The sequence below is a fragment of the Streptomyces sp. T39 genome (assembly GCF_008042045.1).
Classification (GTDB): domain Bacteria; phylum Actinomycetota; class Actinomycetes; order Streptomycetales; family Streptomycetaceae; genus Streptomyces.
Window position 1 is genome coordinate 1 of sequence record NZ_RDBP01000074.1, and the last position, 11,796, is coordinate 11,796.

The 11,796-nt window shown below is 75.1% G+C and carries 10 protein-coding genes; 2 read left to right on the plus strand and 8 right to left on the minus strand.

Annotation, left to right across the window (positions count from 1 at the left end; all coding sequences use genetic code 11):
* A partial coding sequence (locus tag EAO77_RS35245; RefSeq protein WP_147992403.1) for a cellulase family glycosylhydrolase occupies nt 1-1,015 on the plus strand: 1,015 nt, incomplete at its 5' end.
* Nucleotides 1,016-1,125: 110 nt separating this feature from the next.
* Here the strand turns inward: EAO77_RS35245 and EAO77_RS35250 are convergent.
* From EAO77_RS35250 to EAO77_RS35285, 8 genes are read right to left on the minus strand one after another with little or no spacing between them, the layout of a single operon-like run.
* Entirely contained in the window at nt 1,126-2,346 is a 1,221-nt protein-coding gene (locus EAO77_RS35250) for a glycosyltransferase family 4 protein (RefSeq protein ID WP_147992404.1), read from the minus strand.
* Complete coding sequence (locus EAO77_RS35255; RefSeq protein ID WP_147992405.1) at nt 2,343-3,716, minus strand: lipopolysaccharide biosynthesis protein; 1,374 nt, start codon at nt 3,714-3,716, stop codon at nt 2,343-2,345. Before EAO77_RS35255 ends, EAO77_RS35250 begins: the two co-directional genes overlap by 4 nt.
* Nucleotides 3,713-4,936 (minus strand): glycosyltransferase family 4 protein, encoded by a 1,224-nt coding sequence (locus EAO77_RS35260; protein ID WP_147992406.1) that lies wholly within the window; start codon nt 4,934-4,936, stop codon nt 3,713-3,715. The genes EAO77_RS35255 and EAO77_RS35260 overlap by 4 nt, the downstream gene beginning before the upstream one ends.
* Complete coding sequence (locus EAO77_RS35265; RefSeq protein WP_147992407.1) at nt 4,933-7,257, minus strand: DUF2206 domain-containing protein; 2,325 nt, start codon at nt 7,255-7,257, stop codon at nt 4,933-4,935. The genes EAO77_RS35260 and EAO77_RS35265 overlap by 4 nt, the downstream gene beginning before the upstream one ends.
* Entirely contained in the window at nt 7,254-8,345 is a 1,092-nt protein-coding gene (locus EAO77_RS35270; protein ID WP_147992408.1) for a glycosyltransferase family 4 protein, read from the minus strand. Before EAO77_RS35270 ends, EAO77_RS35265 begins: the two co-directional genes overlap by 4 nt.
* A gap of 1 nt (nt 8,346) precedes the next feature.
* Nucleotides 8,347-9,096: a polysaccharide deacetylase family protein gene (locus EAO77_RS35275; protein ID WP_147992409.1), complete on the minus strand. Its 750-nt coding sequence runs from the start codon at nt 9,094-9,096 to the stop codon at nt 8,347-8,349.
* Nucleotides 9,093-9,692 carry a hypothetical protein gene (locus EAO77_RS35280; RefSeq protein WP_147992410.1) on the minus strand — a complete coding sequence of 200 codons (600 nt, stop codon included), beginning with the start codon at nt 9,690-9,692 and terminating at the stop codon, nt 9,093-9,095. Before EAO77_RS35280 ends, EAO77_RS35275 begins: the two co-directional genes overlap by 4 nt.
* Nucleotides 9,689-10,537, minus strand: coding sequence for a glycosyltransferase family 2 protein (locus EAO77_RS35285; protein WP_187283552.1), 849 nt, complete (start codon nt 10,535-10,537; stop codon nt 9,689-9,691). The genes EAO77_RS35280 and EAO77_RS35285 overlap by 4 nt, the downstream gene beginning before the upstream one ends.
* 282 nt (nt 10,538-10,819) lie before the next feature.
* On the opposite strand from EAO77_RS35285, the gene EAO77_RS35290 reads away from it, so the two are divergent.
* Nucleotides 10,820-11,542, plus strand: coding sequence for a TetR/AcrR family transcriptional regulator (locus EAO77_RS35290; protein ID WP_147992411.1), 723 nt, complete (start codon nt 10,820-10,822; stop codon nt 11,540-11,542).
* Nucleotides 11,543-11,796: the final 254 nt, after the last annotated feature.

Consider the following 11,796-nt stretch of genomic DNA (forward strand, 5'->3'; position numbering starts at 1 on the left):
GCGCACGGGCATCGCCTACGGCAACACCCTCGTAGCGATGTCGGACGCGGAGCTCGCCGCCGCCCTCGACGACGTGGTCTCCGTCGGCGGCGACTGGGTGCGCGCCGACCTGGCGTGGCGGGACGTCCAGGCCGGTGGACCGGACGAGTACCGGTGGCACCCCTTCGACAGGGTCGTCGACGCCGCCCGTGCGCGGAATCTGAACGTCCTTCCGGTCCTGGCCTACACCCCGCCGTGGGCCGCGCCGCCCGGGTGCCCGGACGACAAGTGCGCGCCGGCGGACCCGGCGGACTTCGCCGCCTTCGCCGGCGCCGCCGCCTCCCGCTACGCGGCCCGCGGGGTGCACGTCTGGGAGATCTGGAACGAGCCCAACCTCGCCCGGTTCTGGCGCCCCGCACCCGACCCGGCGGCGTACACCGTCCTGCTGCGGGAGGCCGGCCAAGCGCTGCGGACGGCGGACCCGTCCGCGCGGGTCGTGCTCGGCGGCCTCGGCGCCACGCCGTCCGGCGGGGGGAACATCGCGCAGACGACGTTCCTCGCCGGCGTCTGCGAGCGCGGCGGGAACCGGCTCGTCGACGCCGTCGGGTACCACCCCTACACCTACCCGGCCCTCACCACCGCCCCCGGGCACACCACCGCGTGGGACGCCGTCGCGGGCGGGCCGGACAGCCTGGAGGGCGTGCTGAGCGCGTACGGCACCTCCGGACTCCCGGTCTGGATCACCGAGACGGGCGCGCCGACCGGCGGTCCGGGCACCGCGTCGGACGGCAGCCCTGCGGCGTCGGGTCCCACGACGACCCATGTCACGGAGGCGAGGCAGGCCGCCATCGCCGCGGACGTGGTGCGGGCCGCCGCGGCCGACCCGGTGGTGGGCGCCGTCTTCTGGTACTCCGACCGCGACCTGGGCGCCGACCGGTCCACCAGCGAGAACTTCTACGGCCTGCGGCGCCCCGACGGGAGCCCCAAACCGGCCTTCAGCGCGCTGCGCCGCGCGATCGGGGCGCTGCCCGGCTGAGACCACCGGTCGACCGGGCACGGCGGCCGGGCGTCCTCCACGGCCCGCGGCGCCCCGACGGGAACGCCACACCGGCCCGCGGCGCCCCGACGGGAACGCCACACCGGCCTTCAGCGCGCTGCGCCGCGCGATCGGGGCGCTGCCCGGCCGAGACCGCCGGTCGACCGGGCACGGCGGCCGGGCGGGCGGCGCCCCGCCGGGTGGGCCGCACGGGCGAACACCTCGGCGGTCCGGTCGCTCTGCCGCTCCCAGGACAGGTCGCCGGCCACACGGTCGCGGCCCGCGCTCCCCAGGCGCCGGGCGAGGGCGTCGTCGGTGAGGACCGTACGCAGCGCCGCCACCAGGGCGTCGCCGTCCCCCGGCGGCACCAGCAGGCCCTCCTCGCCGTCGGCCACCAGCGAGGGGATCCCGCCGACCGGCGTCGTGACGACCGGGCGGGCGCAGGCCATCGCCTCGACCAGGACCGTCGGGAAGCTGTCGCAGTACGTGGGCAGGGCCAGCACGCGGGCGCGCTGGTAGGCCGCGGCCAGCCGGTCGCCGTCGAGCCGCCCGAGGAACGCCACCCGCCGCCCGATCCCCAGCCGGTGGGCCAGCGCCTCGTGCTCGGCCGCGGCCGAACCGGCGCCCGCGACGTCGAGCGTGACGTCCGGCACCGCCGGCGCCAGACGGGCGACCGCGCGGAGCAGATCCGGCAGGCCCTTGTACCCCGCTGTCCGGGCGAGGGACCCCGCGAAGAGGATGCGCGGGTGCCCGGACAGCGGGCGCGGGGTGAAGCGGCCGAGATCGACACCGGGCGAGATCGTCGTCGAGCGTCCCGCGAAGAGCCGCGGCAGGTCGGCCGCCACGAAGTCCGACGAGCACACGACCGCCCCGGCCCGCCGGACGGTCCCGGCGAGCAGGGTGCGCTCGTAGGCCGCGCAGACCGCGTCGGCCACCGGCCGGCCCTTGCGCATCCGGCCGGTGTGGTACGTGAGGACGAAGGGCAGATCGCCCGAGGCGCGCGCCGCCGCGTCGGCGAAGAGCGGCACCGGTGCGTGGGCGTTGACGAGGTCCACCCCCTCCTCGGCCACGACACGGCGCAGGTCCCGGACCCAGTGCGGGCCGAGCGGGGTCTGCGACACGGTGAACGGAGCCGCGAGCCGGTGCACCGGGATGCCGTCCGGGCCCTCGTGGAGTCCGGGGCCGCAGTCCCGGGTGGCCGTCGCGGCGACCACGACCCGCATGCCGTGCCGCGTCTGCAGCAGCCGGGCGAGGCCGGCGACGTACTGCTCCACACCGCCGAGATCGGGCGGGAAGTACGGCGAGGCGAGCAGGACCGTGCGGGCGGTCATGACGCCTCCTCCTCCGCGAGGCGGCGCCTCGCGGCCAGGGGCCTCCGGCGGGACCGCAGCAGCGCGGCCGTGGCGACGATGCCCGAGGCGACGTTGCCGATGCCCCAGGCGACGGCGGCCCACACCAGTCCCTCGTCCACCGTGGCCAGCGTGATGCCGAGGATGACGGCGAAGGCCACCAGGTTCGAGGCGATCGAGGCCGTCAGCTGCCGGGTCACCTTGAGCAGGAAGTCCGCCCAGGTGTAGAACGCGACGCCGAGGGCGGACACCGCGAAGACCACGAGCGTGGTGGTGCCGCCGCGGGCGTACTCGGGGCCGAAGATCCGCAGGATGGGGCCCGCGAGGAGCACGACGAAGGCCGCGGCGGGCACGTTGACGGCGAGCATGGCGGCTCCGGAGCGGCGCGCGATCGACCTCAGGTCCGCCTTGGCCTGCGAGCCCTCGGCGAAGAGCGCGTCGCCGATGGCGTACGAGGAGCAGTACACGAGGTTGGCGATCTGGAAGGCGATGAAGAAGACGGCCGCCGGGACGGGCCCGAGCTTCTCCAGGACCACGAGCGGCAGCACGATCTGGGGCACCAGGTTGAGGCTGCACGCGACGTAGGTGCTCAGCGAGTAGCCGATGGTCCTGCGCAGCAGCCGCCAGGAGAAGAACGGGCGGACGCGCAGCCGCAGTCTCCTGCGCACGAGCAGGATGCTCACGGCCGCCGCCACGGTCGACGCGATGCCGCTGGCGAGGAAGATGCCCATGGCCCCGGCGAAGACGAAGACGGCGGGCAGGGCCACCTTGAGACTGCCCATCAGCACGCCGTTGACGGCGAAGTTGTAGCGGGTCGACCGGAAGGCGACGAAGACCGAGTCGGTCAGCAGGTTGACGGCGGCCCCGCCGGCCAGCACGAGGAAGACGACGACGGTCAGCGGGGTGCTGCGGATGAAGTCCAGCTGGGGCGAGATCCAGGGAACGACCAGCACGAACGTGCCCGAGACCAGCAGCGTGCCGAAGCAGGCGGTGACGACCGCCGTGCTGGTCTCGTCCCCCGGCCGTTCGCTGGTGGGCAGGTGCCGCACCAGGGTGTTGCTCAGCCCGAAGAGGCTGAAGTAGGAGAGCAGGTAGACGCAGGCGATCAGCGACGACGCCCGGCCCACCTCCTCGGCGGGGTACAGGTGCGCGACCAGGATCCAGAAGACGAACCCGGCGGCGGCCGCGGTCACCGTCGTCAGCATCAGGAAGAACGAGTTGGACAGCAGCGGATCCCGGCGGATGCCCGCCATGCGTCCCGGGGCGGCGGGCCGCGCCGTCGACCGTGCGAGCGCCGCGGCGCGCCACCTCCTCGGTGCGGACGCCGGCCGGGCCGGGGCTTCGAGCCTCATGCCGCCTCCGCCTCCGCCCCGGTCCCGGGCGGCCGTTCGTCCACCGCGCCGGTCAGCGCGCAGCGGTAGAGGCCGAGCAGGGTCCGGGTGTGCTCCGGCCAGGCGAAGCACGAGGTGGCGTAGTGCCGCGAGTAGCGGCCCATCCGTTCGCGCAGCGGGGTGTCCGCGGCGAGCGCCGACAGTGCGCCGTGCAGCTCGCCGGCGTCCCGGGGCAGCAGCCTGACGTGGTCGCGGTCCAGCCCGTACGGCGCGTAGCCGGGGTCGTCGGTGGTGACGACGGGCAGTCCGGACGCCATGGCCTCCTGCACGGTCAGCGGGAATCCCTCGGTCGTCGAGGGCAGCGCGAAGATGTCGCAGGCGCGGTACGCGTCGGTCACGGCGTCGGGCGGCAGGGCGCCGAGGTAGTGCACACCGGGCCGCCCGTCGGCGCGTCCGCCCTGGCTGCCCTCGCCGACGAACACCAGGTCGTACGCGGGGTCCGCCGCCGCCAGCAGCAGGTCGCTGCCCTTCTTGGGCACGAGCCGGCCGACGAACAGGACGAGCATCCGGTCCCGGGGCAGCCGGAAGCGGTCCCTGGCCCGGTCGCGTTCCTCGCGCGATCCGGCGGGGCGGAAGCCCGCCGGATCGATGCCGTTGGGGACGTGCCGGACGCTGCCGGCGCGCGCGCCGTGCTCGGCGACGAATCCGGCCACCGAGGAGTTGAGCACGATGACCCGGCGGGCGCGGCGGAGCAGGCTCCGGCCGGCGACCGCGTACACGGCACGCTGCGCCCGGCGGACGAGGGGGGACGGGTGGTCCACGAGGGCGACGTGCTGGGTGAGCACGTGCGGGGTGCGGGTGACGGCGGCGGCGGCTCCCGCCGCCCACGAGGTGGGGTAGAGGCAGTCGTGCAGATGGACGACGTCGGCCCAGCGAGCCCAGCGCAGCGCCGCGGGCAGCAGCCGCGGGGACAGGACCGGGAAGGGGACTCCCCAGCGCTCCTCCAGCCCGTTCCACGCCGCGACGCGGACCACGCGCACCCCGTCGGCGCCCGGCCGGGCGGGGGCGGCCGCCCCGGCGCGTGCCTCGGCCGGGGAGCCGCTCGTCAGGACGGTGACCCGGGCGCCCTGCCGGACCAGGTGGACGGCCTCCTGCCGGACGACGTTCTCGATGCCCCCGACGTGCGGGGGGTAGTAGTGGCTGACCAGCAGCACACGGAGGGGTCGTGCGGGGGTGCTCATTTCCAGATCTCCGATCCCTCGCTGCTGTAGACCTTGTTCTTCGTGGTGTCGAGGAAGGGGACGGGGTAGCGGTAGGTGATCAGGTCGCCCCGGTAGAACGTGGTCGCCTCGCCCTTGCGCACCGTGGTGGAGCCCAGGAACACATAGGCGTCCTTCCTGACCAGGGGCGGGTAGAAGTCGTCGAGCGCCCGGTCGACGGTCGGCGTCGTCTCGCGGAAGGCGTACCGGTCGGTGTGGACCTCGGACTGCACGGTGTCGCCGCTGTCCGCGGTGCGCGGGTAGAGCCACTCGATGGCGGCGCGCTCCTCCGGGTGGACGTAGTAGATGTCGTAGTACTCGCCGGCGTTGTCGAGGTTCAGCTGGGGCGGGGCGCCGCCCAGAAGTTTCGGGACCACCCCGGTCAGGTTGAGGAAGAGCAGCACCGCCAGGGCGCACGCGATCGGCGCCGAGCGCCGCCCGGCCCACCGGAAGAGCCACAGGGACCCGGCCGCGACGAAGGGCGCGAAGACGAACAGGCCCTGCTGGAAGGCGCGCAGCACCCCGTAGTCGACCGACAGCTGCGGCAGCACGGTCAGCACGCCGAGCACCACCAGGGTGCCGGCCGTGAGGGTGAGCTGGTCCCGGGTCGGGCGGAAGGCGCGGCGGCGGCTGAGCACCGTCGACGCGACGCCGGCCAGCAGCAGGACCTGGATCAGCACCGCCGCGGCCGTGCGGGCCGTGTCGTTCGCCTCGGGCACGTCGACGCCCAGGTCGTCCAGTTGGCGTCCGAGGGGGGTGAGCGGGGTGATCTCCCGCTCGGCCGCCGGTGTGGGATAGGCGTCCACGAGGCCGAGGGAGTTGTAGGCCGGGTCGCCGGGCGCGCGCATCTCCTCGGTGTGCGCCCGGTAGTCGGCGAGCCGCTGTTCAGGGGTGACCGACGTCCCGCCGAACAGGCTGTAGGAGGTGTCGGACGAGCCCGCCTCGGCGGCCTTCCCGCTCACCAGGTCGCTCACCGCCGTGCCGACCGTGCTCTGCACCTGGCCGGAGGTGTGGGTGGCGGGGCCGGCCCACACGAAGGCGGCGGCGGCCATGGCGGCGACCATCCACCAGGTCACGAAGCCGCGCGCAGCCCGGTCCCGTGGCGCCGCCCCGCGCCGCAGGCGGGTCGCCTGCCGCCAGACGACGTCGGTGAGGAGGGCGATCCCGAGGGTCAGGACGAGGACGTAGGTGGTCGAGTAGTGGGCGAGCACGATGCCGAGGACCAGCACCGTGACCATGATCCGCCGGGCCCGGAGCGGCCGGTCCCGCTCGGTGATCACGACCAGCGCGCAGCCGATGAGCAGGTACGCGATCTCCTGCCGGGCCAGGAACGTCATGTCGGTGAAGAACGTCGGGAAGGCCATGAAGTAGACGGCCGAGAGCACCGCGACGAGCGGCGGGGCGACATTGCGCACCGAGCGGTGGACCAGGGCCGGCGCCATGGCGAAGAGCAGGGGCAGGACGGCCTTGAAGACGTAGAGGCCGGTGAGTCCGGTCAGTTCGGCCACCGAGGCGGGCAGCAGCGTGATGCTCAGACAGGCGTTGTACGGGTCCTGGAAGGCGGAGACGTTCCAGCGGTCGGCCGCGTCCGTGATCCGGAAGACCTCGTACTCCCGCTGGATGTCGTGGCCGGTGATGAACCAGCCGCGCAGCGAGGTCATCAGCAGCAGGGCCCCGGCGGCGAGGAACAGGCCGGTCTCCACGACACCGGCGGACCAGCGCCGGCAGCGGACCAGCAGCAGCACCAGGAGAGCGGTGACGCCGGCGAACGCGGCGACGGCGACCGCCGCCCCCAGGCCGTTGTTCAGCCGGATCGCGCCGGCCACGGCCAGGACGAGGGTGACGCCGCCGAGGGCGGTCACGGGCGCCAGGCCCGGGGGCAGCGAGCGGTCGCGCAGGCCGGCCCACCAGGATGGCTCGCCGGCGGGCCGCTCCGGTGGCCTGATCACCTGCGCGAGCAGGAGGACGGTCAGGACGGAGGCGATCGCGAGGGGTGCGCGGGTGAGCGGCCGGTCGTCGCCGACCAGTGGCAGCACGGTGTTGACGACCAGGGGGACGACGACGGCGGTGATGACGGCGAGGCCGACGGAGAGCATCACGCGCCCGTCGCGGCTGGACACCGCGCGGGAGGCGACGCCGTACCACAGCACGGCCGGTGCGCCGAGGAGCAGCCAGAAGCCGGCGAGCACCAGCAGCGGTGCGGGGGCATGGGGCACCAGTTCGACGGCCCCGGCGAGCAGCGTGGCGCCGATGAGACCGCGGCGGTCGGTGGTGCGGGCGGTCAGCGCGGTGACGGTGGTCATGACAGGGCCTTCGCGTAGACGGCCTCGACCTCGCTGACGGTCCGCTGCCAGGTGTAGCGGCGCGCGGCGCGGGCGCTGCGCACGGAGAGGGAGAAGCACAGTTCGGGGTCGGCGGCGAGTCGGTCGATGGCGGCGGCGAGGGCCGCGGGCTCGGGCGCGGTGAGCAGCCCGACGTCCGTGAGGAGTTCGGTGTTGCCGGGGACGTCCGTGGCGATCACGGGCAGCGCGGCCGCCATGGCCTCCAGGGCGACCAGGGCCATGCCCTCCTTCTCCGAGGGCAGCACGAAGGCGCCGGCCCGGGCGTACGCGCGGATCAGGTCGCGGCCGAAGAGCGGGCCGGCGAAGGTCACGTTGCCGAGGCCCAGGCTCCGGGTGCGGGCGGCCAGTTCCGCGCGCTGCTCACCGTCGCCGACGATGCACAGTTCGACGGGCCGGCGCACCAGGCGCAGGGCGTCGAGCAGCCTGCCGACGTTCTTCTGCGGGCTGAGGCGTCCGACGAACAGCAGCCGCAGGGGGCCTTCGGCGGCCTCCCTGACGGGCAGGTAGAAGGCGTCGTCGACGCCGTTGGGGACGGTGAAGACCCGCTCGGCGCGGACGCCGTACGTACCGCGCACGAAGTCCGCCTGGGCGTCGGTCAGCACGATGACGGCGGCGGCGCCCCGCATCACCCGGCCGAGGACGTGCTTCTTGTACGCGGGGAGCAGGAGCCCGAACCGGCCCGACGCGTCGACGTCCAGGTGGTGGTGGACGACGTAGCTCCGGCCGCGCAGCCGGGCCGCGACGGCGACGGCCTCGGGCACGAAGGTGTAAGCCGTGTGCACGTGCAGGACGGCGTCGCGCGGCGCGCGCAGCAGTGCGGCGAAGATGCCGGGGGCGAAGGGCGTGTGGGCGAACTCGACGGCACGGTGCCGCCGCACGGTGACCCGGCCCTCGCGGGAGCGCCGGGGCTCGGTGCCCGCGTCGAGCGTCGTGGTGACGACCCGGACGTCGTGCCCCTCGCCGAGGCCGGAGGCGAGGTTCTCCACGACACGTTCGATGCCGCCCAGGTGGGGCGGGTAGTACGCGGAGATCTGGAAGACGGTGGCCATCTCAGGCACCGGCTCCCACGAGGTCGCGGTTGGGCACGTAGGAGACGCCGGGGCGGCCGGCGATGTGGCCGAGGACGCGTTCCAGGCGGAGCCAGTCGCGCCGGGCGTCGACCTCCCAGCTGTGGCCCCACAGGTGGAACACGCCGCCGTGCCGCAGGCACAGGGCGAACCAGCGCAGGGCGAGCTCGTCCCACTCCAGGTAGAGCCTCGCGGCGGTCCACGGCCTGCGCCCCGCGAGGCGCAGGGCGAGCGGTCCGTCGACGCGGTGGGCGTAGGCGTTCACCGTGGTGACCGTCTCCAGCGCGGGGCCCGGGAGGAGGGAACTGCGGCGCACGGTGCGCGCGAGGGTGAACCCGGCGTCGCGGGCGAAGCGGACGTGGGCCGCCGTGTACTCGCCCCGGGGGTAGCAGAAGCTGGTGACGGGCCGGCCGACGGCGTCCTCCAGGGCGTCCTTGCCGTCGCGGATCTCGTCGCGGGCCACCGGGTCGGGCAGCCGCGGCAGCCGCTGGTGGGTGAGCGTGTGGCCGCCGATCTCGTGCCGCTCGGCGAGGTCGCGGATCCCGGCAGCGGGCAGCCGGTCCGACGGGTCGAACTCGCGGTTGCGCGGGGCGATGTAGAACGTGCCGGCGATGCGGTGCTTGTCGAGCAGCGCGGCGAGCCGGGGGTCCAGCCGGTGTCCGTCGTCCCAGCTCGTCGTGACGACGACGCGGGGGCGCGTGCCGGAGGGGGGAGGGGTCGGTGCGGCCGTCATGGTGTGCCCTGGGGGGTCGGGGAGCCACGGGCTCCCAGGCGGAAGTGGAGTGTCTGGTCGTCTCCGACGAGCTCGACCCGGACGACCGATCCGTCGTCGGCGACCGGCAGGCGCACGACGACCGCTGTCCGGACGCCGTCGGCCGGTGCCGTCACGGTGGTCGTGGTCGACGCGGTGACGGGTCCGCCGGGTGCTTCGACCGAGACGCGCACGCGGTGGGTGAGTCCGTCGTCCCCGTGCGCCACCAGGGAGACCGGGACGACGGCGGTGCTCCGGTCGAGGGCCGGCGGGGAGGTGAAGTACAGCTCGGTGTAGGCGGCGGGGAGCTGGGTGAACGAATCGCGGAGCACGGAACGCGCACCGGGCGTGAAGCACGCGACCGCCGCGGCGACGGCCACGGCCAGCAGCACGGCGATCAGGCGGAGGTGCGCGGGGCGCCGTCCGCTCCGCCGGCGCGGGGCGCGGCTCTCCTCCCGGCCGCCGTCCGCGTCCCGCCCCGGCCGCGCCGGGGCCGGGGCCGGGTCCGGCGGGGCCGGTGGGACGGCCCCGTGCGCGGTGCCGCGGGTGCTCGTGCCCGGGGGCCGGCCGGTGGTCATGCCGGTCCGGGCCCGTCGGGGCCGCCGGCCCGGAGGGCGTGGGAGAAGCGGATCCGGCCGAGGATGAACAGACAGCTCACCCCGTCGTGCCAGGTGATCTTCTTGCCCTCGGCGTGGGTCCGGCTGTAGTAGCTCACCGGGACCTCGAACGGGCGGACGCCCAGTCGCAGCAGACGGGCCGTCACCTCGGTGTCCAGGCCGAAGCCGTGCGATCCGAGGTGCAGCGACCTGAAGAGGCTGAGGGGGATCAGCTTGAGGCAGGTGTGGAGATCGGCGAGGTGCGCGTCGAAGAGGACGTTCGCGGCGAACGTCGTCAGCCGGTTGCCGAGCGCGTAGCGGTACGACTGGTAGACGGTGTTGACGCCGAAGAGCCGCGAGCCGTAGACGACGTCGCAGTGGCCCTCGATGACGGGTTCCAGCAGCCGGGGTATGTCGTCGGGCGAGTACTCCATGTCCGCGTCGAACGGGAGGATGTGGGTGCCCCTGGCCAGCCGGCCGGCCGTCAGCAGCGCCGCGCCCTTGCCGAGGTTGCGGGGGTGGCGGTGGGTCTTGACGTCCTCGCCGGAGTAGCGCGAGAGCAGCTCCGCCGTGCGGTCCCTGCTGCCGTCGTCGACGACGATCAGCTCGACCTCGCAGGGGTAGGAGACGCCGAGCACCGATTCGACGGCCGCGGCGATCGTCCGTTCCTCGTTGTAGGCCGCCATCAGGATGGACAGTTTCACCGGCCCGTCCCCCGACCAGGGCCTGCCGGACGCCGGTCGCGCCGGCAGAGGCGCGGGGGCGGCGTCGCCGCCCTCGGCCTGCTGCAGCGCCGGGGGCGGAGCCGCGAGGTCGTGTGCTCTCATCGCGGGCCCCCTCGGTGCGGGTCGTCGCCGGATGCGGACAGGACGGGCGGGAGGGTGTTCATGGGAGGTGCCTCGGGACGTGGTGGGCGGTGCGGGTGCGATCGGTGCACGGGGGCCGCGCTCGGGGCGGGCGTGTCGGTAAGCGTCGGGCGGATACTTATGACGTACGCTTACGTCGTACATGTCCACCTTGCGCCACTTCGTCCATGCGGTCAAGGGCACGGGCCCGGCCCGTGGCGCCGCGTCCGGCACGGACCGGCGCGCCCGCGCAGGAGGCTCCGCATGGCACCACGGAACGGGGGCGGCCCCGGACGCCGCGCGAGCGACCGCGGCCACTACGGGCGCCTCAGCAGGGAGCGGGTGCTCGCCGCGGCGCTGGAGGTGGTCGACCGGGAGGGCCTGTCGGCGCTGAGCATGCGGCGCCTCGGCGCCGAACTCGGCGTGGAGGCGATGGCGCTGTACCGGTACGCGTCCAGCAAGGACGCGCTGCTGGACGGTCTGGTGGAGGCCCTGTACACCGAGATCGGCGAGGTCCTCGCGGCGGACGCCCCGGAGCGGGGCGGGCCGCGGGGCGTGCGCGCGGAGCTGCGCGGCACGGCGGCAGCGACCTACCGGGTGGCGCTCGCCCACCCGCACGTGGTGCCGCTGCTGGCCACCCGCATACTGTCCGTCCCCCTCGCGCGCCGCCCCCACGCGGTGCTCCGGGAGCACGAACGGGTACTCGGCCTCCTCGCCGGCGCCGGCGTGCCGGCGCCCCGGGCGCTGACGGTCTACCGCGCGGTGATGTCCTGGCTGCTCGGCTACCTCTTCGTCGACCTCCAGGCGATGGTGGACAACCCCGAGGACCCGGACCCGGGCTTCCGACTGGGCCTGCACCGCATGCCCGCGCAGGAGTTCCCCCAGCTCCGCGGCCTCGCCGCCGACCTCGCGGAGCGCGGCGGCGACGCCGAACTCACCGCCGGGCTGGACGCGTTGCTCGACCGCCTCCTCCCGGACACGGACTGACCCCGGGGCCCGGCGGCCCGCCCCGGGCCCGGCGGCCTCCGCCCGGGGCGGCCCGGGCGGCGTTCCCGGCTCCCCGCGCGACCACCACCACCGCCCCGGCACGGCGGCGGCCCGCCGTGCCCCTCCGGCCTCCGCCCGGGGCGGCCCGGGCGGCGTTCCCGGCTCCCCGCGCGACCACCACCACCGCCCCGGCACGGCGGCGGCCCGCCGTGCCCCTCCGGCCTCCGCCCGGGGCGGCCCGGGCGGCGTTCCCG

Bases quoted from the DNA above. Each gene is read 5' to 3' on its own strand.
- EAO77_RS35250 (WP_147992404.1), bottom strand. From the start codon at position 2,346: ATGACCGCCCGCACGGTCCTGCTCGCCTCGCCGTACTTCCCGCCCGAT.
- EAO77_RS35255 (WP_147992405.1), bottom strand. From the start codon at position 3,716: ATGAGGCTCGAAGCCCCGGCCCGGCCGGCGTCCGCACCGAGGAGGTGG.
- EAO77_RS35260 (WP_147992406.1), bottom strand. From the start codon at position 4,936: ATGAGCACCCCCGCACGACCCCTCCGTGTGCTGCTGGTCAGCCACTAC.
- EAO77_RS35265 (WP_147992407.1), bottom strand. From the start codon at position 7,257: ATGACCACCGTCACCGCGCTGACCGCCCGCACCACCGACCGCCGCGGT.
- EAO77_RS35270 (WP_147992408.1), bottom strand. From the start codon at position 8,345: ATGGCCACCGTCTTCCAGATCTCCGCGTACTACCCGCCCCACCTGGGC.
- EAO77_RS35275 (WP_147992409.1), bottom strand. From the start codon at position 9,096: ATGACGGCCGCACCGACCCCTCCCCCCTCCGGCACGCGCCCCCGCGTC.
- EAO77_RS35280 (WP_147992410.1), bottom strand. From the start codon at position 9,692: ATGACCACCGGCCGGCCCCCGGGCACGAGCACCCGCGGCACCGCGCAC.
- EAO77_RS35285 (WP_187283552.1), bottom strand. From the start codon at position 10,537: ATGAGAGCACACGACCTCGCGGCTCCGCCCCCGGCGCTGCAGCAGGCC.
- EAO77_RS35290 (WP_147992411.1), top strand. From the start codon at position 10,820: ATGGCACCACGGAACGGGGGCGGCCCCGGACGCCGCGCGAGCGACCGC.